Source organism: Paenibacillus sp. MDV22-iso6, assembly GCF_058408365.1.
In genome coordinates this window covers 1-24462 of sequence record NZ_JBZVDZ010000019.1, presented here as the reverse complement: position 1 = coordinate 24462, position 24462 = coordinate 1, and the positions used below count along the sequence as shown (strand labels likewise).

The 24462-nt window shown below is 47.1% G+C and carries 26 protein-coding genes and 9 tRNA genes; 9 read left to right on the top strand and 26 right to left on the bottom strand.

Annotated elements, in window-relative coordinates; translation table 11 throughout:
* Positions 1 to 21 precede the first annotated feature (21 nt).
* The 4 genes from AC4PM4_RS30510 to AC4PM4_RS30495 all read right to left on the bottom strand — a co-directional run bounded on the left by AC4PM4_RS30510 (position 22) and on the right by AC4PM4_RS30495 (position 2192).
* Positions 22 to 249: a cold-shock protein gene (locus AC4PM4_RS30510; protein ID WP_017691121.1), complete on the bottom strand. Its 228-nt coding sequence runs from the start codon at positions 247 to 249 to the stop codon at positions 22 to 24.
* A 189-nt stretch (positions 250 to 438) separates the two neighbouring features.
* Entirely contained in the window at positions 439 to 639 is a 201-nt protein-coding gene (locus AC4PM4_RS30505) for a cold-shock protein (RefSeq protein WP_024633772.1), read from the bottom strand.
* Positions 640 to 1027: 388 nt separating this feature from the next.
* Positions 1028 to 1264 (bottom strand): DUF6953 family protein, encoded by a 237-nt coding sequence (locus AC4PM4_RS30500; RefSeq protein ID WP_063568137.1) that lies wholly within the window; start codon positions 1262 to 1264, stop codon positions 1028 to 1030.
* A 142-nt stretch (positions 1265 to 1406) separates the two neighbouring features.
* The gene (locus tag AC4PM4_RS30495) at positions 1407 to 2192 is read right to left on the bottom strand and encodes a CPBP family intramembrane glutamic endopeptidase (RefSeq protein WP_090812063.1); all 786 of its coding nucleotides are present in this window, start codon (positions 2190 to 2192) and stop codon (positions 1407 to 1409) included.
* A gap of 299 nt (positions 2193 to 2491) precedes the next feature.
* Between AC4PM4_RS30495 and AC4PM4_RS30490 the strand changes: the two genes are divergently transcribed.
* Complete coding sequence (locus AC4PM4_RS30490) at positions 2492 to 3163, top strand: phosphatase PAP2 family protein (protein WP_063568139.1); 672 nt, start codon at positions 2492 to 2494, stop codon at positions 3161 to 3163.
* A 144-nt stretch (positions 3164 to 3307) separates the two neighbouring features.
* Here AC4PM4_RS30490 and AC4PM4_RS30485 read toward each other — a convergent pair whose 3' ends face one another.
* Entirely contained in the window at positions 3308 to 4087 is a 780-nt protein-coding gene (locus AC4PM4_RS30485; RefSeq protein ID WP_063568140.1) for an AraC family transcriptional regulator, read from the bottom strand.
* A 112-nt stretch (positions 4088 to 4199) separates the two neighbouring features.
* Here AC4PM4_RS30485 and pyk point away from each other — a divergent pair, with 112 nt between their 5' ends.
* Positions 4200 to 5615, top strand: coding sequence for a pyruvate kinase (gene pyk, locus AC4PM4_RS30480; protein WP_064642858.1), 1416 nt, complete (start codon positions 4200 to 4202; stop codon positions 5613 to 5615).
* A gap of 138 nt (positions 5616 to 5753) precedes the next feature.
* Here the strand turns inward: pyk and AC4PM4_RS30475 are convergent, their stop codons facing one another.
* Entirely contained in the window at positions 5754 to 7283 is a 1530-nt protein-coding gene (locus tag AC4PM4_RS30475) for a methyl-accepting chemotaxis protein (protein WP_090955842.1), read from the bottom strand.
* A gap of 164 nt (positions 7284 to 7447) precedes the next feature.
* Positions 7448 to 7897 carry an SRPBCC family protein gene (locus AC4PM4_RS30470; RefSeq protein ID WP_090812056.1) on the bottom strand — a complete coding sequence of 150 codons (450 nt, stop codon included), beginning with the start codon at positions 7895 to 7897 and terminating at the stop codon, positions 7448 to 7450.
* A gap of 283 nt (positions 7898 to 8180) precedes the next feature.
* Here AC4PM4_RS30470 and AC4PM4_RS30465 point away from each other — a divergent pair, with 283 nt between their 5' ends.
* The 3 genes from AC4PM4_RS30465 to AC4PM4_RS30455 are packed head-to-tail and all read left to right on the top strand — an operon-like array spanning position 8181 to position 10293.
* A complete protein-coding gene (locus AC4PM4_RS30465; RefSeq protein ID WP_063568144.1) occupies positions 8181 to 8918 on the top strand; it encodes a WecB/TagA/CpsF family glycosyltransferase in 738 nt (245 codons plus the stop codon).
* A 23-nt stretch (positions 8919 to 8941) separates the two neighbouring features.
* Positions 8942 to 9487 carry an AAA family ATPase gene (locus AC4PM4_RS30460; RefSeq protein ID WP_491615266.1) on the top strand — a complete coding sequence of 182 codons (546 nt, stop codon included), beginning with the start codon at positions 8942 to 8944 and terminating at the stop codon, positions 9485 to 9487.
* A complete protein-coding gene (locus tag AC4PM4_RS30455; RefSeq protein WP_491615265.1) occupies positions 9484 to 10293 on the top strand; it encodes a DUF6597 domain-containing transcriptional factor in 810 nt (269 codons plus the stop codon). The genes AC4PM4_RS30460 and AC4PM4_RS30455 overlap by 4 nt, the downstream gene beginning before the upstream one ends.
* Positions 10294 to 10356: 63 nt before the next feature.
* Here the strand turns inward: AC4PM4_RS30455 and AC4PM4_RS30450 are convergent, their stop codons facing one another.
* Positions 10357 to 10890, bottom strand: a complete 534-nt coding sequence (locus AC4PM4_RS30450; protein ID WP_079697762.1) for an MOSC domain-containing protein — start codon at positions 10888 to 10890, stop codon at positions 10357 to 10359.
* A 264-nt stretch (positions 10891 to 11154) separates the two neighbouring features.
* On the opposite strand from AC4PM4_RS30450, the gene AC4PM4_RS30445 reads away from it, so the two are divergent.
* The 3 genes from AC4PM4_RS30445 (at position 11155) to AC4PM4_RS30435 (ending at position 13021) form a co-directional block, all read left to right on the top strand.
* Positions 11155 to 11511 carry a DUF1304 domain-containing protein gene (locus AC4PM4_RS30445; RefSeq protein WP_177031311.1) on the top strand — a complete coding sequence of 119 codons (357 nt, stop codon included), beginning with the start codon at positions 11155 to 11157 and terminating at the stop codon, positions 11509 to 11511.
* A 119-nt stretch (positions 11512 to 11630) separates the two neighbouring features.
* Positions 11631 to 12431: a DUF4261 domain-containing protein gene (locus AC4PM4_RS30440; RefSeq protein ID WP_090812050.1), complete on the top strand. Its 801-nt coding sequence runs from the start codon at positions 11631 to 11633 to the stop codon at positions 12429 to 12431.
* Positions 12432 to 12736: 305 nt separating this feature from the next.
* Positions 12737 to 13021 (top strand): hypothetical protein, encoded by a 285-nt coding sequence (locus AC4PM4_RS30435; RefSeq protein ID WP_491615264.1) that lies wholly within the window; start codon positions 12737 to 12739, stop codon positions 13019 to 13021.
* A 157-nt stretch (positions 13022 to 13178) separates the two neighbouring features.
* Here AC4PM4_RS30435 and AC4PM4_RS30430 read toward each other — a convergent pair whose 3' ends face one another.
* The gene (locus tag AC4PM4_RS30430) at positions 13179 to 13673 is read right to left on the bottom strand and encodes a GNAT family N-acetyltransferase (RefSeq protein ID WP_090955850.1); all 495 of its coding nucleotides are present in this window, start codon (positions 13671 to 13673) and stop codon (positions 13179 to 13181) included.
* A complete protein-coding gene (locus AC4PM4_RS30425) occupies positions 13670 to 14179 on the bottom strand; it encodes a hypothetical protein (RefSeq protein WP_491615263.1) in 510 nt (169 codons plus the stop codon). The genes AC4PM4_RS30430 and AC4PM4_RS30425 overlap by 4 nt, the downstream gene beginning before the upstream one ends.
* 158 nt (positions 14180 to 14337) lie before the next feature.
* On the opposite strand from AC4PM4_RS30425, the gene AC4PM4_RS30420 reads away from it, so the two are divergent.
* Positions 14338 to 14487, top strand: coding sequence for a hypothetical protein (locus AC4PM4_RS30420; protein ID WP_157258625.1), 150 nt, complete (start codon positions 14338 to 14340; stop codon positions 14485 to 14487).
* 83 nt (positions 14488 to 14570) lie between these two features.
* Here AC4PM4_RS30420 and AC4PM4_RS30415 read toward each other — a convergent pair whose 3' ends face one another.
* The 16 genes from AC4PM4_RS30415 to AC4PM4_RS30340 form a co-directional block, all read right to left on the bottom strand.
* Positions 14571 to 15584 (bottom strand): LacI family DNA-binding transcriptional regulator, encoded by a 1014-nt coding sequence (locus AC4PM4_RS30415; protein ID WP_072735873.1) that lies wholly within the window; start codon positions 15582 to 15584, stop codon positions 14571 to 14573.
* A 104-nt stretch (positions 15585 to 15688) separates the two neighbouring features.
* Positions 15689 to 16498 carry a 5-deoxy-glucuronate isomerase gene (iolB, locus tag AC4PM4_RS30410; protein WP_090812047.1) on the bottom strand — a complete coding sequence of 270 codons (810 nt, stop codon included), beginning with the start codon at positions 16496 to 16498 and terminating at the stop codon, positions 15689 to 15691.
* 85 nt (positions 16499 to 16583) lie between these two features.
* Positions 16584 to 17636, bottom strand: coding sequence for an inositol 2-dehydrogenase (gene iolG, locus AC4PM4_RS30405; RefSeq protein ID WP_090955855.1), 1053 nt, complete (start codon positions 17634 to 17636; stop codon positions 16584 to 16586).
* Positions 17637 to 17706: 70 nt separating this feature from the next.
* The gene (locus AC4PM4_RS30400) at positions 17707 to 19182 is read right to left on the bottom strand and encodes a CoA-acylating methylmalonate-semialdehyde dehydrogenase (protein WP_491615262.1); all 1476 of its coding nucleotides are present in this window, start codon (positions 19180 to 19182) and stop codon (positions 17707 to 17709) included.
* A gap of 74 nt (positions 19183 to 19256) precedes the next feature.
* Positions 19257 to 20267: a 5-dehydro-2-deoxygluconokinase gene (iolC, locus tag AC4PM4_RS30395; RefSeq protein WP_491615261.1), complete on the bottom strand. Its 1011-nt coding sequence runs from the start codon at positions 20265 to 20267 to the stop codon at positions 19257 to 19259.
* 110 nt (positions 20268 to 20377) lie between these two features.
* Positions 20378 to 21280 carry a myo-inosose-2 dehydratase gene (gene iolE, locus AC4PM4_RS30390; protein WP_491615259.1) on the bottom strand — a complete coding sequence of 301 codons (903 nt, stop codon included), beginning with the start codon at positions 21278 to 21280 and terminating at the stop codon, positions 20378 to 20380.
* Between the two features lie 178 nt (positions 21281 to 21458).
* Positions 21459 to 23324 (bottom strand): 3D-(3,5/4)-trihydroxycyclohexane-1,2-dione acylhydrolase (decyclizing), encoded by a 1866-nt coding sequence (gene iolD, locus AC4PM4_RS30385; protein WP_090955861.1) that lies wholly within the window; start codon positions 23322 to 23324, stop codon positions 21459 to 21461.
* A gap of 318 nt (positions 23325 to 23642) precedes the next feature.
* Positions 23643 to 23713: transfer RNA gene (locus tag AC4PM4_RS30380), tRNA-Gly, on the bottom strand.
* A gap of 9 nt (positions 23714 to 23722) precedes the next feature.
* Positions 23723 to 23796, bottom strand: a tRNA-Pro gene (locus AC4PM4_RS30375).
* Between the two features lie 7 nt (positions 23797 to 23803).
* Positions 23804 to 23882: transfer RNA gene (locus tag AC4PM4_RS30370), tRNA-Leu, on the bottom strand.
* Positions 23883 to 23896: 14 nt separating this feature from the next.
* Positions 23897 to 23973, bottom strand: a tRNA-Arg gene (locus AC4PM4_RS30365).
* A 6-nt stretch (positions 23974 to 23979) separates the two neighbouring features.
* Positions 23980 to 24054 (bottom strand) — tRNA-Gly (locus tag AC4PM4_RS30360).
* Between the two features lie 10 nt (positions 24055 to 24064).
* Positions 24065 to 24145, bottom strand: a tRNA-Leu gene (locus AC4PM4_RS30355).
* 6 nt (positions 24146 to 24151) lie between these two features.
* Positions 24152 to 24227, bottom strand: a tRNA-Lys gene (locus AC4PM4_RS30350).
* Between the two features lie 8 nt (positions 24228 to 24235).
* Positions 24236 to 24321 (bottom strand) — tRNA-Tyr (locus tag AC4PM4_RS30345).
* 9 nt (positions 24322 to 24330) lie between these two features.
* Positions 24331 to 24406: transfer RNA gene (locus AC4PM4_RS30340), tRNA-Thr, on the bottom strand.
* Positions 24407 to 24462 lie beyond the last annotated feature (56 nt).

The following is a 24462-nucleotide window of genomic DNA, read 5'->3' as shown; positions in this document are numbered from 1 at the left end:
GTTAGAGGCGGGTAAGCTATGTTAAATCCGATTTCCTTTAGGCATCGTTTTAAGATTACTATTCGAATTCTCAAGCAATGGTAGCATCCTAGTCGTGCTGACCATCTCAGAAGCACATATCGGACAAGTAGGTACGTTATCAAACGCAAAATTGTCCCGCATCCATCCTTTGCACGTATCACTCGTACATTCCCAGATTGCCGCATCAGCTTGTGGAATCTCTTCCAACGGTTTTTTGCGATTATACATGACTTCTACCCCCTTTGTTATGGAAAAACATCTAATCCGACGTTATTTCACAGAAGCCACTACTTAGCGGAAGTTTTGTCCCGTCCGGACTTCTGTCTCGACAACTATTGGGCCGACTTTCATTATAACTGCTCAAAAAAAAGAAGCTGCCTTTACCATTATAACATGTTAAAGGCAGCTATGCTTTAATTACAGTTTTACAACTTCTTCTGCTTGAGGACCACGGTTTCCTTGTACAATTTTAAATTGCACGCGTTGACCTTCGTCCAGCGTTTTGAAGCCTTCGCCTGTAATAGCGCTGAAGTGTACGAATACATCTTCTCCGCCTTCAACTTCGATGAAACCGAAGCCTTTATCAGCGTTGAACCATTTTACTGTTCCGTTTTGCATGTGAATTACACCTCCAAATAAAGATTAACATGTTCCTTTGTTCTTTGCAGCAAGCAAATAAAAATTCACACATTGAAAAAGGTACCAGTCATAACCTATAAGTGATCGCCCTTTACAATATGTGAATTAGGTTTTCCACTCTCTACAACTTGTTTTTATTATAACTCCGTTTCCACCAAAAAGCAAATCTTTGTATTTTCTTTTCAAACAGCTTTGGAAATACATGTATTCGCACGCACTGGAACAGGGTTTGTAGCTTGCCCTGCCGCTCATTGCGGTCTTATGAAAGGATATGCAGATCCGAACCAACTTATACATTTTCTATAAAATATTTTGACATGCATATCCAACACATCCATGAAAGCTCAATCCATTACATGATAACACACTAGGTCCATGCCCACATAAAAGCATCACGATCCCATGCAATCTGCCCACGATGTAGCTTGCGGAACGCTTTCTTCACTTCTTTTGATAACGAAGTATTACCATTCTCATTCACAAATACAAATTCTTCACCAAAATTGGACTTTACATATTCAATTGCAGCTTCCTGATGAAGTGTACCGGTGAATTTAATCTCCTGCACCATCCATTCCGCCACTGCCTGTGCTGTCTTTTCCACAATATCACCTATTTATCTATGCATTGTACGGATGAACGGGCCTCCGATTATGAACAAGCCTGTCATACCGCCAGACTGAAGTATACCACGATCCTATGGCTGGCGGTAAACAGAGTTATGCATCAACTGATCACACGCCCATTTAATGAACCATTGAACTCCCCGGTGTACTACTCTCTGGAGAAGATGACTTCGTTCGAACGCTAAACGTCAACCATACGCAATAAGCAACCAACACAACCAATATGAAGATATCGTAGGGAAGTGTTCCGGTATCTTGCCGGTCGTTCCCAAGAAATTGAATCAAATTATGTATGAAATGAAACAGAATCAGCGGCACGATATTTCCGTTCTTCAACATTAACAGCGCGAGCGCTGCTCCCAACAGCAGTGCATAGATCAGTTGCAGAAGGGTGTCTGACATACTCTGACCGGATAATGCATTCATGATATGAGTGATAGAAAATAAAACACTTGAAGTCGCAACTGCCGCAACCGCACTCTTACGAAGCAAAGTTTTGAAGATTAGTCCACGATAAATGGTTTCCTCCACAAAAGCGACAAGCAAGGTGAAAAAGATAAAAAAAGCGACCTTGGACAAGGTTAATTCAGTAAATCCTTTCAGCGCAAGAGTACCCAGTACAAGGAGTAGTGGAATATAATACTTTGCATGACTTGCCGGGATAGTTCTTATGGAGCGAAATCCAGTCTCTCTCCATTTGCGTCGCAGGGTGAGATAAATAATGAGCACGAGGGCAATTGGAGTAAACGACATCAATACGGGTGATGTGTAGTCCAGTTGCTTCACGGTAGCGACCGCCCCTGCCGCAAAAACCACCAGCAAAAGGAGCAGTTCAATAATGACTACCGTCAGCACGGGCCTTCGCGCGGAAAAGGATTGATTTTGCTTGGATTGCGGGGTTTTCATAAATTGTACCAGCCTCATTTCATTTTTAATGGTTGTCACATGAACTCATATGACAATTTAGTTGTATCATATCTATTGGATATTCGGATATCCTTTTCTGGATAAAACTATAAAAGTAACAAAAAAGAGAATTCCTCTTACAGCTTTTACCTTACAATCAGGTATGGCTCAAGTGCTAAAATGTCTATTATAGTAATAATAGAATGATTCAGTGCAGGGGTACGACATTTCTGCAACGTCATATATATGAAGAGTTAAGATGAAAGCTGCGAAATGAAGAACAAAATCAGGGGGATACTATGAAAGCATTATTTTTGCGCTGGGGACATTTGCTGGCAATCTTATGTATACCGCTTCAAGGTTCCATTTATGTTTTGTTGGGCAGTAACACCGGAAGTGATGTCTTCTACAATTATGCCTGGATTGATACACAGATTCCTTTTATCAAAGAATTTATTTATCCTTATGTCAGTTGGATGCCGATTCTGTATCTTGGATTTCTCTATTTGGGTCTAACGAACAAATCGCTATTCTGGCGTATGATAATTACCTATAACGTAGGGGTAATCGCAGCCAATATCGTTTTTGCGGTCTTCCCTACTTACGTGCCGCGACCAGAAGCTATCGGAACAGGTCTAAGCAGTGCGCTCGTACAATTTATTTATACCAATGATGCTCCATTCAACTGTTTTCCAAGCATTCACTGTCTCACAAGCTATCTGCTCTTCATTATCATCAATCGCCATTTGAACTTCAAACCACTGGCACGAATCTCCTGGTCGATATGGCTGTGGCTGATCATTGCTTCGACGGTGTTTGTGAAGCAGCATTCGCTGCTGGATGTAGCAGGCGGCATTCTGTTCGCGGAAGCAGCGTACTGGGCTGTGCATGTATTTGCGGTTCGCGCAGGTCTGGCAAGCAAAAAAACAAAACAGCCAATCACGGCTACAAATACAAGCAGCAACGCTTAGTGTATGATTTATATGGCAAAGGCAGGAGTAATTCGACTGTCGTGAGACCAAAAAGAGGGCCGAGGCCCTCTTTTTTTTGCATGAATGCAGCTTGATGTTTAAATGTAAGAACTTTTCAAGACGAGACCATGAAGACCCTGTCTTTCATACAATAGGTGGACGTTCATGGAGCAAATCAGATGGAGGACTTCCCATTAAACGCTTGAATATCCGGTAAAAATAAGACAGATCACGGTAACCGAGAAATTCTGCAATTTCCTGAATAGAGAGTTGTGACTCGGTAAGCAAATACACCGCCCTTTTCATTCGTTGATCATGAACATATTGGCTGATCGTCTGATTCGTCATGCTTTTAAATAACGCGGCTGCGTAATTTGGGGTTTTACGGATCTCGTCCCCGAGCTCTTCTTTCGTAACTTTCTCCCGGTAATGCCGCTCAATGTATCGCTTCATCCGCTCCGCATGAACATGTCTCTCCGGTGGAATAACTCCGCGATCCAGTTCCCTATTTATATAAATAAGTACTTCCATCAATAAGGCTTGGCTCATCATGACATAATAAGACGGACGTTCCTGCCATTGTTGTTGGATGGCTTTCATGCGTTCATGAATCAGTTCATAACATCCAGGCTTATGTCGCAAGGCCTCACTCCGTTCCAGCGCGGGCAAACCTTGTGCATGATCCCCCTGTAATTGAACTACAATTTGCGTGTGGGTTACGGTAGGAATACTTTTGCCGTAATACGGAATGCCAGCGGGAATTAGCAGCAGTTCACCTTTCTCCATGATCTGCTTCTCTCCGTTCACCCAATATACACATTTTCCATAAGTAACCAAGCTCAATCGCCAAGTCGCCTGTGACTGCACCGCTTCTTCGTACCAACCAACACCATTAATGTGTCGTACTTCTAATGGAGTGACCATAACACACCTCATTATTGGACTATATTCTAATCATTGTACTATAGTTCATACCCTGATTCGACAGAAAACGCTACAATACACATATAAGCAAACATATGAGGAGGAAAATAGCATGTTGAAAACAAAAATTATTTGTACTATGGGACCTGCTTGTGACTCAATCGAATTGTTAAAAGTAATGATTCAGGAAGGGATGACTGTTGCCCGTCTGAACATGGCTCATGGTGAGCTGGAAGATCACGTGGCACGGATTAACAATATCCGCAAAGCCGCTTCCGAATTGAATACGTATATACCGATTATGATGGATATCAAGGGACCGGAAGTTCGTATTGGCAAACTAAAAGAAGCATCCTGCCACCTGCAAGCCGGTAAAGAGCTTATCTTGACTACAGAAGAAATTCTTGGTGACGCTGAGCGTATTTCGGTAAACTATCCGGAATTGAACCTCGTAGTAAAACCTGGCGATCGCATCCTCATCGATGATGGTTTGGTGGATCTGACTGTACTGTCCGTGGAAGGATCCGATATTCACTGTAAAATCATCAGCGGCGGCATTCTGAAACCACGTAAAGGGGTTAACTTGCCAGGAATCAAAACGACTTTGCCAGGTGTAACGGAACGTGACGTTATGCACATCGGATTCGGGATCGAAAACGGTATCGAAATCATCGCTGCTTCCTTTGTTCGTAAAGGCGACGACATTCGTGAAATTCGCAGTATCCTAAAAGAACGCGGTGTAGATCATGTACAAATTATCTCCAAAATCGAAAACCAGGAAGGTATGACCAACCTGGACGATATCATTGAAGCATCTGACGGTATCATGGTAGCGCGTGGAGATCTCGGGGTTGAAGTACCAATCGAAGACGTACCTATGATGCAAAAAGAAATGATCGATAAATGTAACCGTGCAGGTAAACCGGTTATCGTAGCAACACACATGCTGGAGTCCATGCAAGTGAATCCGCGTCCAACCCGTTCCGAAGTTAGTGACGTTGCTAACGCTGTTCTTCAAGGGGCAGACGTTGTAATGTTGTCTGGTGAATCGGCAGCAGGTAAATATCCGGTACAATCCGTGCGCACGATGGCTGCTGTTGCTCGCCGTGCCGAAACGATGATTGATTACAAAGAACAATTCAACCAAAAATCCGCTCAACAGGTAGCTGATATTACCGAAGTTATCAGTCAGGGAGCAGTTAGCTCTTCCCTCGTCCTGAATGCCAAAGCGATCATCACTTCTACAGAGAGTGGATTTACGGCGCGTATGATCTCCAAATATCGTCCGAAAGCACCGATCATCGCGGTTACACAGCATGAAGAAGTACTGGCTAAAATCTGCTTGCTCTCCGGTGTCATTCCGGTTATGGGCGACAAAGTAACAACAACCGATGAAATGTTCGAGTCTGCTACACGCAATGCAATCAAAACTGGTTATATCGAAAAAGGCGACATCATTGTATTGTCCGCTGGTGTTCCAATCGGTCAATCCGGTAATACGAACCTGATCAAAGTTCAACAAGTCTAATTTAACACATAGCATTGCATATATCGTTTCGTTGAGAATACAAAAAACCACCGAGAGCAGAAATGCATCTCGGTGGTTTTTTCTTATGCAATTCATTTTATCATCCAACAAATCGAAAGGGTTACACCTTTTTCAACCTTACAAATTCCGTGAGTAGTTCACCAAATCCTGCGACATCATATTAATCTCATCCATCGAGGCGTTTACCTGCTGTGTTAGGGCCGCCTGATTCTGCGTCAGTGTGGACATGTTGCCAATGTGCTCCAGAATCTGGTCAATAAACGTCTTCATTGCCTGCATGCTATCTTCAATATTGACGGTTGCCTGCGAGCTATGGTCAGCTAACTTCCGCACTTCCCCGGCCACAACTCCAAAACCAAGACCAAGTTCTCCCGCTCTGGCTGCTTCGATTGCTGCATTCAGACCCAGTAAATTGGTTTGGCTGGCAATTTCCCGAATAAACGCTGTAATGTTTTGGGTATCATCTGCACTGCTCTTCACCTGAATGGCCGCGTCCGCGGATAACTCTTGCGCAGTAACCAGTTCCTGAGCCTGATCGGTGATCGAATTAATTCCACGCACCATCTCACCGATAGATTCGGATAAAAGTTTTGTTTTCTGATTCATCGCTTCAACGATCTGTTCCTTATTTTTCTCATGTGTCACATCACGAATGGTTCCCGCTACACGGAGTGGTACACCGTTACCGTCCCGAACCGTCTCGCCACCTGCATGATACCAGCGATATTCCCCATTCTTACGTTGCAGACGGTAATCAAGATCATAAGGTGTCAGTCCACTGTAGTCATTCATGTGCTTGGCAAATTCATTGATCGTCCGGTCATGATCGTCCGGGTGAAGCCGGCTGCTCCAACTGCTGAACACATTCGGGAAATCCTGCTCATCGGTAAACCCAAGCTCTCGGCGAAACTGTGGTGACCACCAAAATTCATTATTCGGGTTGACCACATCTCCGGCCACAACGGTCATATCCCACGGTGCTTCCACTAATGCACGATTTACCAGGTCATAACGGGTAACGAGTGCTTCCAACTCGTCGGATTTGCTCTTCTCATCATGAATATCAAACATGATTCCCAGAAGTTTAACCGGAACGCCTTCGTCATTTCTGACAACTTGTCCAAGACACCGGAACCAGCGTACCTCTCCACTCTTCGTTATCATTCGGCTCGTTACGTTGTATGCAGCCATCTCAGAAGACTTATTAATGTTTTTCGTAATCTCCTGAACCAACTGGGGTCTGTCGTCGGGATGGATGGATTTGGCCCAACTTGCGAAAGCATCGGGATAATCCTTCGTATTGCTGAAGCCTAACATTTGACGAAATTCATTGGAAAAAGCAATGATATTATTGCCATCCAGAGGATCTCCTGCAACAATCTCGGACTCCCAGAGTCCAATATTCAACGCCTGATTCAGCATTTTGAGGCGCATTTCCGCTGCTTCATTTTGCTTCTTCAGAATATGTACTGCTTTATTGATATTATGTGCAATTTCACCAGCTTCCTGCAAATCCTCGGTTGATTCCAGCTGATTGTTATATATTCCTTGCTCTGCGTCTTTAACCAGTTTACGACTGTATTCTAATAATTGTTGAAGCGAACCCGCAGGGGCTTGCTTGATGATTTGGATTCGTTTACGAAACATCGCGATTTCTCCTCTAATGTCATTTCTATATATTTCGACATAATTAGACATTAAATGTAGAGGGTTTTCATTCATTTGCGAAAACAACATGAAAAAAACGCCTTATCAGCGCTTTTTTCATATTGTTATGATGTTACATCCATATATCTCTCGCTATAGGACCTTTACCAGCCAAAATTCAGCGTTTCGCCCGTCTCTGCCCATGTCTTGATACTGCTCAAGATCATCCACCAGCTACTCTGTGCGTTTTCAAAAGATGGATGGTTGTCCGTAAATTGGTCATTAATCAATATTAACTTCGTACATTCCCCTACCTTCTCCAGCTGGAACACTACTCTGGATTGAAGCTCGGCGTGATTGGCGTGGTAGGAAGGTCCGGGATGCTCAAGGTAACTTAATAGGGATAAAGGTTCGAATTCGAGAATATCACCGTACACATGAACCGTCTCTGCACCATCATTCCCAGGCCCTACATAGGCGAACGGCTGGCCCGGTTGGAAATTGGAACGAAGTTCGCTGCCAAAAAAGCTGCTCCGTGTACCGTCCGGCGAGATCAGGGCATTCCACACATCTTCCTGTCCGGCATTAATATAGAACTCATATTTCAATTCCATGAACTCACTCCCTTTATGTGTTGTATTGAAGGTACAACTGACACTTGCTTGCAACACTATCCTATCGTTATACCCCAAACGAAGTATTGTAAAAACACGACAACAGCGAAAATAAAAGATTTTAGATGCCATGAAGCTTGATAATTCGGACTTTTCATCCGGTGCTAAACTTCAACAAATATAGTGCTTTGCCAGGAGATCAGATATACTAAAATGGAATGAAATAACAGGAAATGTATACAAGCTGGGGACGGATAGTTAGCATCCAGAAAGGAACTAAAATATGAACCAAACAACAAATATTATGGGAATCCCATTTCCCAATATAACTATGGATCAGACGGTTACGATTCTTGGTGATGTAATCGATCAGAGACAATCCGAACTGTTCCATGTCATCACAGGCAATCCGGAAATCGTCATGTCTTGCCAGAAGGATCAGGCGCTTCGTTCAGTCGTAGATCAGGCAGGTATTGTGACCGCTGACGGCGCGGGCATTGTTATGGTATCCCGCTTTCGGGGTGGACAATTGACCGAACGGGTTACAGGTTGTGATCTGCTTTTTCGTTTGTTGGAGGAAGGAAGCCGGAAGAATTGGTCCTTTTATATGTTCGGGGCAGAAGAAAGTGTCAGTAAGAGGGCTGTGGATGTTATTGCGCAAAACTATCCGGGAGTCGTTGTGCGTGGCAGACATCATGGATTTTTCACAACGGACGAGGAGCAAAGCATTGTAGAAGAAATTCAAGAGGCACAACCTGATTTTCTTATTGTGGCCCTAGGAGCACCCAATGCTGAACACTGGATCAACAAATATCGCCATCAACTCAATGCTCGTGTAGCCATCGGAGTCGGGGGAAGCCTGGATATTCTGGCCGGCAAAACCAAACGAGCACCTGCCATATGGCAGAAGCTTAACTTGGAATGGCTTTATCGACTGCTCAGCCAGCCTTCCAGATGGCGCAGACAACTTATTTTGCCACGTTTCGCTGTTCGGGCGTTGTTGTTCAGAGAGCAAAGGTAATATCAAGGGGGACTGATTACAGAATGATCGGTGAACAATACAAGATCAAATTCAGGCCAAACAAAATACATATTATCGGCTCAGTCGGCAGCGGCAAATCTACATTGGCCCGCCTCTTATCCGCGAGGTTAGACCTTCCTTATTATGAGCTCGACAACATTGTGTGGCACCGTGTACCTAAAGGACAGGATATTCGCAATAGCCCTGAGAAGCGGGACACACTCCTGCAAAAAGCCGTTTATTCCAATCAGTGGATTATTGAAGGAGTACACTATGAATGGGTGGAAAGAAGTTTCGAGCAGGCTGATCTTATCGTCTATTTGAATACCCCCGTGTGGAAAAGGAATGTGCGCATTCTCAAACGTTTCACAGTACAGAAGCTCGGGCTGGAACAAGGAAATTACCGACAGACTTTCACTATGCTCTGGAAGATGTATAAATGGAGCTATCAACATGACCATAAGGAAAAGGCGCTAATCATGGCGTTTTTGCAGCCTCACCAACATAAATTGTGCATGGTTCGTAACGAAGCAGAATTGACGAGATACCTGGAGGAATTGACGAGATGAAACATGCGGATCATGCTGTCAGACCCAGTATGGGTCTTCTGAATCTGGATGCGGGCGACAAAAGATATTGCCTGACACGTTATGCCCCTTCCGAAGCATTGAGTTCTTTGGTCAAGCATTTCTGGATCGTCTCCTGGGATCTTACCGGGCATGATCCATATCCGCAGCATGTGGTTCCGAATCCCTGTGTCAATCTGGTGGTAGAGCGGGGAAACACCTTTTTCTTCGGTCCATCTGGACAGAAATTCTCCTATCTTGTCCGTGGAAAAGGAAGCGTGTTTGGGGTGAAGTTTAAGCCTAGAGGCTTCTATCCATTCATTCGTACTCCCGTATCCACATTGTATGGAAACCCCTTGGATGTCTCTGGTGTGCTTGGTATCGATGCTCCACTGCTCGAAGAACGTCTGCTCGGGGACGGAAGTGATGCGGACAAAGTCAGTTATATGGATCAGCTACTTTGTAAACATCTTCCTCCTCCTGATGATCAAGCCATTCTGGTTAGCCAGATTGTGCTGTATATTGAGCAGCATCGGGATATGTTGAGAGTCGATGACTTATCTGCTTCCTGGAATATGCACACCAGAAAGCTCCAGCGCCTGTTCAATCAGTATGTGGGCATCAGCCCCAAAATGGTGATCAAGCTCTACCGCCTACAAAATGCTGCTGAGCTGATGGAGCGGGGTGTGAATTGCGATCTGGTTAAGTTGTCCCAGGACCTTGGATATCACGATCAGTCGCATTTTATCAAAGACTTCAAGTCCATAATCGGCAGCACACCTGAAGAATACGTCCATTCCAGAGGATAAACTGAGATTATCTACAGTCGAAGCAAAGGGCTAGACTGCAATGCAAAAACCTGTCCTGAAGCCTCAGGACAGGCGAATAACTTCGATAGTATCTCCGGTACGGATGATGCCTTCACGCTCGACTGAACAGACGATTCCGCGTTTTTTGCGGGCGGCTGGCACGAACTTTTTGCGCAAACCATCCTGTTCGTAGACTTGCTCAATGATCTTTCCAGGGTGTACACAGGGCAGATTCTCCCCTTCGCAGATCAGCCCGGTTCCATCCGGAAACAGAAGTCGGGTCCCGACAGGAAGCTCCGTCAACTTTTCAACGCCACGGATCAGCATGTTGGCACCGAGCCACTCCGGGCGTACTTCAGGAATATTCATCTTCTGTGCTATGAGAGCACATTCCTCTTCTGAGACAATACTGATTTGCCTACGATTTGCGATTGGCGTTCCCCGTTTGTATATTTTCTGGCGGGAGTCCGCCGGGCGCAACAGACCGTAATGCCGATCACTCGGAATTCCAGCGAGCTCAATATCGATAAAAGGTACGACTCGTGTAACAAACGTTGATGGATCATCCGCCAGCAGGACGAATTGAACGGTTCCCACACCCACGCTAATCCCCCCTTTTCCATGAGTAAGTTTACTTCTTTATTGTTCATTATTACCCAATGAATGGATTTTCGACAATCAGCGTATGATTATCTTTGTACTTAATCCGCGGCTTCATTTTAAACGAGAATCATGAACCCATTAACAAATCACACAATTAATTTGTGTAAAATTAAATTTATACTTTCAGTTCGGATGGCAAACATTTATACTGAGTGGGACAAGTAAATAAATGACATATAAGAAAGCAAGGTGTTTCTTTTGATTACTATCATTTTCGTGGCTATTGTAGCCATTGAGCACTTCTACATCATGGTGATGGAGATGTTCCTGTGGACCCGTCCACGCACGATGAAGACCTTCGGTCTTACCCCTGAACTAGCGGAATCCACCAAGTCCCTGGCAGCCAATCAAGGTCTGTACAATGGATTTTTGGCCGCAGGTTTGATCTGGGGTCTCGTTTATCCAGATGCATCCGTCGGACAGCACATTCAGATCTTCTTCCTGGCATGTGTCATTATCGCCGCCCTCTACGGAGGTGTAACCGCTACTCGGTCCATCATTATCAAACAAGGGCTGCCTGCGATTATTGCATTACTTCTCGTTCTTTTCCTCTGATCACCTGATGGCCATTACCATGCCGGGATTCATTAAAAGCTCCAATGTGGTAAGGTATGGTTATAAAGGCATCGGATTATGCCTAATCACTGTGATTGGTCTGGAAAGGAGAACGTTTTATGGGACTGTTTGACAAGCTTCGACGCCGCAAAAAGGAAAACTCCACCGCAGGTGGAGCCGTACATACTGCTCCATATAGCGAAACCATCGTTGGATTTGTTTTGCTGGAACACGAAGATTGTAATTTTGATCACTTCATTAGCACGATGAAAAACGAGTGGAATATTGAGATTGACGAACGTCCGGAGGAAGGCAATCTTTTTTTCGAAGTGGATGGAATGCAAGTGGTGTGTGCACACATTAATGCTCCTATTCCTGACCACGAAGTAGAGGAAAATGCCAAATTAAATGTGCTGTGGCAGGACGCGGTACAAGTCACTTCAAGACATCAATCTCAGATTATTGTTTCTGTACTGAATGCAACTGACGCCATTCAGGCACATATTCTGTTCACCCAAACAGCGAGTGCCTTGCTCCAGCTGGACCATGCGTTGGCTATATATATGGCGCCACTTGTGGTGGAAGCAGGCCAGTACGTGGACATCAGTCGTTTAATCAAGGATGGTGAGCTGCCCGTCTCCCTCTGGATTTTCATCGGACTATTTCAAAGTCCTGAAGGCGCATCGGCCTACACTTATGGGTTACGCAACTTCGGGAAAGAGGAGATGGAAATCACTCAATCCGCAAAGCCGTTAAGTGAAGTATTTGAAATGATGTATATGACTGCGACTTATGTTGTTGAAAACGATGTAACCCTGCATGACGGCGAGACGCTCGGCTTCTCAGCAGAACAAAAGCTGCCCATCAACCGCTCGGAAGGAATAGCCACAGAGGGTAGCAGCTTGAAGATTGGTTTTTAGGCATCGTTAAGAGCCGTCCAGATTCCTCGTGACTGGGCGGCTTTTTTATGTTTGATTTCCGATTTAGCTCATCAACATACGTTTCCCTGAAGTTGTATCTGCTAGGAGGACATAGTTCATAAGTATTAGAATATAGTGAACTTTGTTTTCATCTCTGCAAATTGAGGGTATAATTAATAGGTCAATAGACTTATATCGTACATAATATTTTATCGTAAGGGAGTTGCCAAATGTCTGTAAAACGATTGGATTCACCTAAACCTATTATTGAAATAGTTTGGGAAGGGATGGTCTCTCCTGAACAGGTGGAACAAACAAATACCGAGATAAAAAAAATAGCGGAGCAATTGGGTAATTCATTTGATGTGCTGGTGGACATGCGCAATATGAAGGCATTTCCTCAGGATACAAAAGAGAAAATGGTGGAGCACCAGAAGCTGCTGGCACAGTGGGGCATGAAGCGTGCGAGTGTAGCGGTAGGCGGGGCGATTGCCAAAATGCAGCTGAACCGGATCTCCAAAGAATCGCAGCATCAGACCGAATTCCAATGGGAAACATATGATGAAGCTTTGGCTTTTTTATTGAACTAATTAAATAGGGCTGTTATGTGAGCATAATGGAAATATGGTGCGATGAACATGCAGGCATATATATCTTAAGGCGCTTCCCAGCATATAAGGGGAACGCCTTTTTGTATTTTGCAAACTCTCCATATGAAATGAATATGTTCATCTGTTTGCGATAAGATCATGGTTTCATCACGCACACCATCGTTACAGATGTGCCACACATGCCCTGTTCGACGAATCCGAAACGCCGATAAAGCCGAATTGCTTCGTTATCGGGATCAACACTGAGCGAAACGGCGTCAATGTCCCGCTTTCGAGCCTCATCTAACGCCGCCTGAATGAGAAGGGTGCCTATTCCTTTGCCACGCGCTGTCTCAACCACAGCCATTCCCATCTCGGGTGTAGCCGCATTTACATAACCATATCCCGCATTCTGCTCATTAAAAAATCGCAACGTCACCGAACCCATACGTTTGCCCTGAGAATCCACGGCGATAAATCCGAAATCTCCCTCTCTCCCCCAACCTTCAACGTACTTGGACATGCCGGGGCTATGAATGATCTCAGGTTCAAAAGGCTCTTCGCCCTCCCGCTTGAACATGGATGCATACAACATCTCCCACAGAAAAGGGATATCCTGCTCTTCAATCGGACGTAATTGATATTCCGTCATTTTTTACCCTCCTTCAAATTGGTAAAGAGGCGTTCCATTTCATTTAAATTAAAATCATTGGTAATTTTATAATTTTCAAGTTGATCTCTAGTTTTGTATCCGCTGTAGATAGAGACGGCATGTTCGTTATAAAACGTAATTCCAAAGCCTTCTGTAAATCGATCTTCTTTCTTCGTCAAAAGCTGCCAGTCATAGTAATATGGGTTCCCCTCCGATCGCTCGGAGATATCTATTTGCTTTACTCTTCTTAATTCGATATCCTTCGCAAGCTTTAATATCTTTCTAATCTCTTGGGGATCTTTAATAGTCACTTCTTCTTCATCGTATGGATCGGTGGTCGGTATTTTTTTGATAATCAGAATGTCCAGTGTATCCAGCATACTCATATGATCCGTGACTTCAGCTCGAAAGGTGGTATGTTGTCTCGAAATGTACATGGGTATCACAATAGCTGCAATCACGATTACAACGACCACACCAAGAATGGTTTTGGTTCTTTTTTTCATTGAGCTCTCCTCTCGTTATTGGGTGAATCAGGAAATTAAAGTTCATTATAAGTATACCACCTCATCCAAATATTGTTCTAGATCATTAAAATAACCCATTAAATACATGCATTTTATAAAGAAAAAACCTCTTCATAATGATCTCCAGTGTTGCAGCCATGTCGGAACAGAGTGCGGCTTCCACGGAAGAGGTTGCTTCTTCCACGCAGGAACAGTTCAATTACATTACAAGCATCTCGGAACGTTCCAATGAGCTGGCGCAGCATGCCAATACACTGTACGAAGAAGTGAAGAAGTTCAAGATTTAACTCAAACAAGCCACGTTCACCCTTAGGTGCACGCGGCTTGTTTTATGTGGACGACGTATATGTTTCAGGACCGGGCTGTAGTCTTAAGATTGATCTGATACCTTTCCTGTTGAGTCTCTAATGACCAATTCAGGCTTCAGGACAATTTTTTGCGGTGATTTACCTTCATCTTTTAGCTCATCAATTAATAAATCAACGGCACGACGCCCCAGATCCTCAATAGGTTGGGCAACCGTCGTCAGAGGCGGACTGGTTACCGAAGCCAGAATCGTATTATCGAATCCGATGATTGATACATCTTCAGGCACACGCAGTCCTAGTTCTTTGGCAGCCTGAAGCGCACCAATTGCCTGCATGTCGTTACAACAGAAGATGCCTGTGGCTCGATTCTTTTCCGTGAGCAGCACGAGCGCCTCTTTTTTGGCTGAACCCAAATCGGCATATGACTCTCTCACCTGATCGGCTTCAAGAGAGTAACCCGCCTGCTCCAATGCTTCACGAAATCCGCGTACACGTTCCTGACTGCTGCTGACTTTGAACGGTTCGGACAGCACCGCTACGTGAGTATGACCCAATTCAAGCAGATGCTGTGCTGCCAAGGCGCCACCAAGCCTGTCATCGATCGCAACGGTATGTACCGATAACGACGGCATATGACGGGCAATTAGAGCAACAGGTATCGACTGTTGCAGGAGTGGAGACAGAATCTCGGCATTGTCGATACCTGTTCCGATCATCATGCCGTCGACCCTTTTTTGCTGAAGCAGATTCAAATACCGCTCTACCCGCTCGTCCTTATTATCTGTGCTGCAAATCACGACGCTATAACCCAACTGCCGACTGCGATCTTCTACCGCTCTGGCCAGCTCGGCAAAATACGGATTAGAGATATCGGGCACGAGCAGCCCGAGCGTGTATGTCTGCTTACCCGTAAGTGCAGCAGCAATAGCGCTCGGCTGGTAGTGAAGCCGCTCCATGATCTCCATAATCTCGGCGCGCCGCTTCTCGCTAATTTTACCTTTGCCGTTAATGACCTGTGAGACGGTTGCAATGGATACCCCCGCCTCGCGTGCTATATCATATATGGTTGCTTTCATTGTTATTTCCCCATTTGTGCTATATATAAATTCCCTTATATATAGGTAATCGTTTTCTTCTCATTATGCAGGGGGAAGTCCGCATACGCAACTTGAAGCCAATACTACTTTTTATTCATCAGCCAATCATGGTCCGGGTCGTTATGGAACTTCCAGGTCCGGGTTGGTCCTGCCATCACATTCAGATAGTAGACGTCGTATCCCGGAGGAGCACCTACCGGATGGTATCCACACGGAACAAGCACAACTTCGCCGTTGTTCACTGCAATCGTCTCATCTACAGCTCGATCATCGGTGTATATCCGTTGGATGGCAAACCCCTGCTCAGGCTGCACTCGGAAATAGTACGTCTCCTCTAGCAATGATTCGTCAGGCAGGGCGTCCCGGTCATGTTTATGCGGCGGATAGCTCGACCAATGTCCATCTGGTGTGAACACCTCAACGACAAGCAGACTGTCTGCTTCTTTTTGTTCCGGCAATATATTGTGAATCTGTCGTTCCAGATTGCCGTAACCACGCGTCTCAACACCTACATCTTCCGGGGCAATCAGCCGAGCTGGATACGTGCCTTTACCTGGTGCTGCACATATGGCAATCTCCAATGCGGTAAGAGCTGTTAACTCCACTCGATCTGAACTGGATACGTAAATCGAATACGGAGGAATTTTTTCAAAAACACTCATTCTTTTCCCGATATTCTCCCACGTATATTCACGAGTACTTACATTCGCCAAGCCGCTGAGAAGCACAATACAGAGTTCCTGATCCCCGCTCTCACGAGTTAGGGTCTGTCCCTCCGCAAGCTGCACCACCTGGAACCCAACATATTCCCATCCCGCAGACTCTGGTGTGACCGTCAACAACGTTCCGTCTGCTTTTGGATTCAACACAGGTTTTACTACGCGTTCTGACATGCTTCCTTCCACTCCTTCCGGTATTTATCCGTAATCCTGACGGCTGTCTATTAGATGAAATGAACTTGTTATTTTGAAAATAGCTCTACTGGGCAACCGTCTGCGATTCCACCGACATCCCCGGGACTTCCCGCAGCTTCACAGGTCTGCCTTGTTCCATGGACATGCGTGCGGCGAATGCGATGCGTTCTGCCTGAACGGCATCATTCCCGTTTACGATGACAGGTGTATCGTTCCGAATCGCGTCGATGAAAAGAGCAGTCTCCTGCACGTACGCTTCGTTGTATCTCTCCAGGAAAAAGTGCAGCGGCTTGTCGCGCATCAATCCATTTGCTGTACTAATTTCTGCCGTATTCGGATGATCGTTCGCAGCTGTTGCGCTGCCCAATGAGCCAAATACCTCGACTCGCTGATCGTATCCATATACCGCTTGGCGGCTGTTATCAATGACGCCGATTGCTCCATTTTTAAAACTCAACGTCACAATGGCCGTATCCACATCGCCGTGTTCCGCAAAAACAGGATGAATCAGCACATTGCCCTGGGCATAGACTTCCTCCACCTCACTACCGGACAGATACCGGGCCATATCGAAATCATGGATCATCATATCCATGAAGATTCCGCCAGACACCCGGATGTACTCCGCTGGCGGCGGACTCGGGTCACGAGAAGTAATTTTAATAATATGCGGATCACCAATCGTTCCCTCCTGCACATGTGCACGTACCCGTTTGAAGTTATGATCGAAGCGACGATTGAATCCGATTTGCAGCTTTACCCCAGCCTTCTGCACGGCTGCAACAGCTGCCTGAGTCTGATGAAGATCCATACTGACCGGCTTCTCGCAAAAAATGTGTTTGCCCGCCTGGGCTGCCTGTTCAATCAGGGGTACATGCGTATCTGTTGAGGAACAGATCAGCACTGCATCCACATTTGGCATGGCGATCAGCTGGCTGCTATCTGTCGTTACCACCGGAATACCACGGCTGGAAGCCCACTCCTCCAGCTCGGGTCCTGCAAACAAATCACTGATGCCAACAATCTCGGCATGCGGGTTGCGCAGGAGATTGTCCGCATGAATTTTACCAATACGACCAGCGCCGATAATGCCAATTCTCACTTTATCCTTGCCCATTCCGTTATCCTCCCTGTATGTGTCCATGTGGACTCAACGTTCTTCCATTGGCTGGGTATGCCCTGAGTGACTACCAGCGGGCAGTAACCATTTTTTTGCGAGTATAAAATTCAACGCCATCTGTACCGTTGGCATGCAAATCACCGTAGAACGATTTCTTCCAGCCGGAAAAAGGGAAAAATGCCATTGGCGCAGGTACGCCCAAGTTAATGCCCAGCATGCCTGCATCAATCGTCTCACGGAATTGGCGCATGCTTGCCCCACTGCGGGTGAACAGGCAAGCTCCGTTGGCAAAGTCGGAACGGTTGGCCAGTTCCACTGCTTCCTCCAACGTAGCTACCCTCGCTACCGAGAGCACCGGTGCAAAAATCTCGTCCTTCCAAATCTTCATAGTGCTCTGCACCTCATCAAATACCGTCGGACCAACGAAATAACCGGACTTGCCTGTCGCTTCATCTTTGCGACCATCCCGAATCAGAGCAGCGCCTTCCTGTTCTCCGGATTCAATGTAGCTGAGTGTACGTTCCTTATGCGGACCACGAATGACAGGACCCAGGAATACCCCTTCATCCATGCCGTTACCAATGGTGATACGATCTGCTGCTTCCACCAGTTTTTGCACCAGCGTGTCAGCAACATCGCCGACGGCGACAACAACCGAGCAGGCCATACAGCGTTCTCCGGCTGATCCGAAGGCCGCACTGGTGATTTCTTTCACCGTCAGATCAAGATCGGCATCCGGCATAACGATCGAGTGATTTTTGGCACCAGCAAGCGCCTGTACCCGTTTGCCATGTGCGGATGCGGTAGTGTAAACATATTCAGCCACAGGCTGTGAGCCGACAAAAGAGATCGCTTGAACATCCTTGTGTTCAAGCAGTCCATTCACGACATCATGCGCACCGTGAACGATATTGAGCACGCCGTCTGGAAGCCCTGCTTCCTTGAACAGCTCAGCCAGACGGCCTGCCAGCAGCGGTGTGCGCTCGGACGGCTTCAGAACAAAGGTGTTGCCGCACGCGATAGCCAGCGGGAACATCCAGCACGGTACCATCATCGGGAAGTTGAAGGGGGTTATTCCCCCAATTACACCGATTGGGTACCGATACATGCCTGACTCCAGCCCGGTGGCGATGTCGGGCAGCTGTTTGCCCATCATCAGATTCGGGGCGCCTGCCGCGAATTCGACGCATTCGATGCCACGCTGCACTTCGCCGTAGGCTTCCGCGTAGCTTTTACCGTTCTCCAGCGTAACCAGCCGCGCGAGTTCTTCCCAGTGCTCCACCAGCAGCTGCTGGTAGCGGAATAGAATCCTTGCACGGCGGGGAACCGGTGTGCAACTCCAGGAAGGGAACGCCTCCCGTGCCGTCTGGACGGCCAAGTCCACATCCGCCTGTTCAGAAAGTGGTACGTGTGCAATGACCTCTTCCGTAGCCGGATTCACGACCGGCTCGGTACGGGTTGCCGCTGGGGTCACCCAGGCACCCCCGATCCAGTTTTGAACCATTGTCGCTGTTACTGACGCTTCCGAAATTCCTTTTCCCATAGCCCTGTCTCCCTTCGCTTATATGTGCGTTGCGTTAATAATTACTCCATCCACTCCAAGTACTTCAGCACGCTTCAAGAAACCGTAATTTCGCCTCGATTGCAGCGTTCAATATAGTCATTCACTTGTTTCACCGTTGGCATCGCATCCGAGCAGCTGTGGCTGGAGATAACGATACATGCTGCCGCACTGCCAAACGCCATGCTGCGTTTAATCGTCCATCCCTGCATCAACCCATACAGGAATCCCGCCGCGTAGGAATCACCTGCTCCAAAGGTCTTCACCACACGCGCAGGGTAGCTGTCCGTTTGATGAGATAGCCCTTCACCTGTATAGGCAATGGAGCCTTCCTTGCCATGTTTGATGACGACAATTTTAGCTGAGAAATCGAACCATTTTTGCGCGGTCACCTGATCGCTATGGTCTGGATTATGGTCAAACGTTTCCATCATGTCGAACTCTTCACGTGTGCCCAGGATAATATCGCATTTCTCGGCCGCGAGGTTATAATAGACTGCCGTCTCTTCGGCTGATGTCCATGTGTAAGGACGATAGTCCAGATCGAACACAATGATTGTGCCATGCTTTTTCGCATACGCCAGCGCCTGGAATACCGCTTCACGCGATGGGCTCTGTGCTAAGGCTGTACCTGAAATGAGCAAAACTTTGGAGTCGGCAATTAGCTGTTCCTGCACCTCTCTCGACTGCAATAGCAGATCAGCCACGTGGTCACGGTACATTAGAATGCTGCAATCGGTTGGACTTTTGATCTCGGTAAAAGCAAGTCCTGTCACCGCTCCGGTATCGTCCGTTACCACATTTGACGTATCGATCCCGTTCCGCTCTAGATAACTGTTGATGAACCTGCCCATCTGGTCATTCGCGATTTTGCCGATAAATGCCGTTTCCATACCGAGCCTGGACATGCCAATCGTGATATTAGCCGGAGATCCGCCCACATACTTCGTAAAGGTCATCGTCTCTTCCATCGGGCGATTGATCTCATTGGCATTCAAGTCGATACACAGACGGCCAATCGCGGTGAAATCCATCTTCCTGGAATCAGGAAAGGATACGTAAGTCATTGTATTTGAACCCCTTTCTGTGATGGGATTTTGAATGATACATTTATCAAACTACACTTATAATCTGCTTTACCTCATGGTACGGCTCTCTCCCGATGGCCATGACTTTATCAGCTGTGCTGGTATAAGGACTCCATATATTGCAACGATCGCCGCGCGTACTCATACGGATTATGAATCGCAGGGTCCTGTTCCCCTTCAAGCATCGCCCAGCCATCATACCCCCGTGTGACCAACTCCTGCAGAATCGGTGCAAAATCAATACATCCATCTCCGGGAACCGTAAATACCCCTTTACGAATACAGCCCACAAAATCAGACTGTTCCGCCCGTGCTTCGTCCAGCACTTGAGGACGAATATCCTTTAGATGAATATAGGCAATCCTGTCATAATGCTTGCGTAGGAGAGTTAACGGGTCAGCTCCGCCGTAGTAAGCATGACCTGTGTCATAGAGCAAATAAACAAGAGATGGGTCTGTCAGTTCCATCAATTTATCAATCTCATCCGGTTGCTCAACAACGGTACCTCCATGGTGATGGTACGTCAGCTTCAACCCGTGCTCACGGGCGATGGCACCTGCTTCGTTCAGACCCTCAGCAAGGATATGCCATTCCGATTGACTGAGTCTCAGTACTTCTTTTTCATGCGGTGTCCGCCTTGGATCGAAATGCAGGGAGCCACCTACTTCCGCCGTGCTAATCACCGTGCTGCCCATTGATTGCAGAAACTCCGCGTGTCTGCGATAGCTGTCCAGCTCAGACTGACGATACGCCGGGTCGGAGAACAATACCGATTTCCACTGGGAAACGAGGCGGATGTTGCGCTTGCCCAGCTCCTCCCGCAATGTGTCTGGATCCGTAGGATATTTGCGTCCCATTTCCGTACCTGTCAGGCCAAGTCGCTGAATGTCATCCAGAATCTGTTCACATGTTGTTGCATCACCATGCTCCTTTACATCCTCTCCGACCCAGTTGATCGGATGAATTCCGAGCTGAAATGGCAGCTTGTTCATGGCTCCACGTCTCCTTTTGTGGTTCAACATTTTTGCATCATTCGATTTAACTCGTTGCTGGGTGAAAATATTTAGAGGAAGAAGCACCCTGATTCATACAACATATATACACGTGAAGCATTCCCTCTTTATCATGCAGATGTGAAAGACACTCTTTGAATTTATGCAAAATGGCCTATTAAACAGGTCTTACTTTGGCACGGTTTGCCTGCATGGCGTGGTGAGCCGTTACCACCTTTTCCTCGTTGGACACTTCTGGCACGCCCACATTCCACCAGGACTCATATCCGCCAGTATTGGTTCCGGGCACGACTGGAATTTCGATCAGTGTAGTCACGGTCTCATTCCGTGCGTCTCTGATCGCCTGCTCCAATTGTTCTGTCGTCTCTGCCTTATAGGCTTTGGCTCCAAGGCTGCGGGCATGGGCTGCAAAATCCATAGGCATGTAATCCCCGGTCAGTCGTCCGCTCTCCGATTCCCGATAGCGGAACTCGTTGCCAAAACCGTCACTTCCGTGCTCCCGTTGCAAATTATGAATACACTGAAATCCGTTGTTGTTGAATAGTAAAATCGTTATCTTCTTCTGTTCCTGCAAGCTCGTCACCAGTTCAGAATGCAGCATAAGGTAACTACCGTCACCCACCATGGCATACACTTCACGATCCGGCTCGGCAAGAGCTGCCCCGAATGCCCCGCTCACCTCATAGCCCATACAGGAGAAGCCGTACTCCATGTGGTATGTTTTCGGTGCCGAAGCGCGCCACAGACGGTGCAAGTCTCCAGGCAAACTTCCCGCCGCACACACAATGACAGAAGAAGGGTCAATGGTCCGATTAATAACACCGACCGCGGTCGTCTGTGCCAGTCCTGCCTCATGTTGCAGCCCATAGAGTCGATCTACCTCGGCGTTCCACTCATTCCGCAGATTGGCGATCTCGGATGTTCCGTATTCACTGTGGTACTGCCGTCCCTGTAAAGCCGTTTGCAAAGCTTTCAGACCTTCCCGTGCATCCGCCAGAATCGCTTCGCCACCCAATTTGGCGGCATCCATGCCGTTCAGGTTAATATTGATGAATGCCACTTCGGGATGCTGAAAAGCGGAACGAGACGCCGTCGTAAAATCCGAGAATCGGGTGCCGACGCCGATTACCACATCCGCTTCTCTGGCAAGCCTATTGGCAGCCAGCGAGCCGGTCACACCGATAGCTCCCACATTAAGTGGGTGGTCCCACGCCAAGGCACTCTTGCCAGCCTGCGTCTCGGCAACCGGAATGCCAAATGCCTCGGCGAATTCAGCCAGCTGTGTAGATGCCTCGGCATACAACACGCCGCCGCCTGCTACGATCAGCGGCTTCCTGCCACGGGCAATCTGCTGCGCTGCCCGTTCTATTGCCGCCTGGACCGGGGGACGACGGTCCAGGTAATGCACCTTGCGGGCGAAGAACGATTCAGGGTAATCGTACGCCTCTGCCTGCACATCCTGCGGCAGCGCCAGCGTTACCGCGCCCGTCTCCGCCGGGTCCATCAGCACGCGCATTGCCTGCGTGGCAGCAATCATCAACTGTTCGGGACGCACGATGCGATCCCAGTATTTGCTGACCGCTTTGAACGGATCAGTGGCTGAAATCGTATAATCGCCGCTTACCTCCAGTTGTTGCAGCACGGGATCTGGTTCACGCGTGGCAAAGTTATCACCCGGAAGCAGTAAAACGGGAATACGATTGACCGTTGCCGTTGCCGCTGCGGTAATCATGTTCAGTGCTCCTGGTCCGATGGATGTTGTGCAGGCATAAATCTGTCTACGGTTCTTCTGCTTGGCATAGGCTGCTGCCGTATGTACCATGCCTTGTTCATTTTTACCCTGCATATACGTCAAACTTCCAGAACTACGTTCCAGTGCCTCTCCAATACCAGTTACGTTGCCGTGACCGAAAATGCCGATAACGCCTTTCACAAACTTGGTTTCCACCCCATCAACGGAAATATATTGCTGATCCAGATATCGGAGCAGTGCCTGAGCCATCGTCAGTCTAATGGTTGTCATGGAATGATCATCTCCCTTCCCTTTACGGGTTAAGCGCTTAATCTACGTTAAGTTTAAGCGCCTTACCCCTAAAGGTTAAGCGCTTAATTGATATAGTATTACAGGCCGAAGGATTAGGCAAGATATTTTTGTAAGCGTTTTACAAAATGGCAAATAAACATAGCTTTATCAATGTGGTATTGTGTATTATCCCACTGTTAATAAAGCTATGATCCGGTAAATTAATAGTATTGGAGTGAATGTTCGGAGAGCGATGAAAACGTTAAAAAAATACAAAAAAGAGATGGCAGAAACCATCTCTTTTTTGTATTTCTATAAAGCGGGTGATGGGAATCGAACCCACGCTATTAGCTTGGAAGGCTAAAGTTCTACCATTGAACTACACCCGCATATAAAAATCGGGATGACACGATTTGAACATGCGACCCCCTGGTCCCAAACCAGGTGCTCTACCAAGCTGAGCTACATCCCGTTATCTATACCGGCGAGAGGACTCGAACCTCCACGGTTTCCCACTCGATTTTGAGTCGAGCGCGTCTGCCATTCCGCCACGCCGGCGTATAAAATTATAATGGCGCGCCCTGAGAGATTCGAACTCCCGGCCTTTTGATTCGTAGTCAAACGCTCTATCCAGCTGAGCTAAGGGCGCAAATATTGGAGCGGAAGACGGGAATCGAACCCGCGACCCTCGCCTTGGCAAGGCGATGCTCTACCGCTGAGCCACTTCCGCATATAAGGGATGCGCGTGGAGGGACTTGAACCCCCACGTCAAAGACGCTAGATCCTAAGTCTAGTGCGTCTGCCAATTCCGCCACACGCGCATATAATGGTGAGTCATGAAGGGCTCGAACCTTCGACACCCTGATTAAAAGTCAGGTGCTCTACCAACTGAGCTAATGACTCGAAAAAACTGGTGGAGGATGATGGATTCGAACCACCGAACCCGTACGGGAGCAGATTTACAGTCTGATGCGTTTGGCCGCTTCGCTAATCCTCCAGGATTACATGGTGCCGGCGAGAGGACTTGAACCCCCAACCTACTGATTACAAGTCAGTTGCTCTACCAGTTGAGCTACACCGGCATATTAAGTTGTGATAAATGGTGGCTCGGGACGGAATCGAACCGCCGACACGAGGA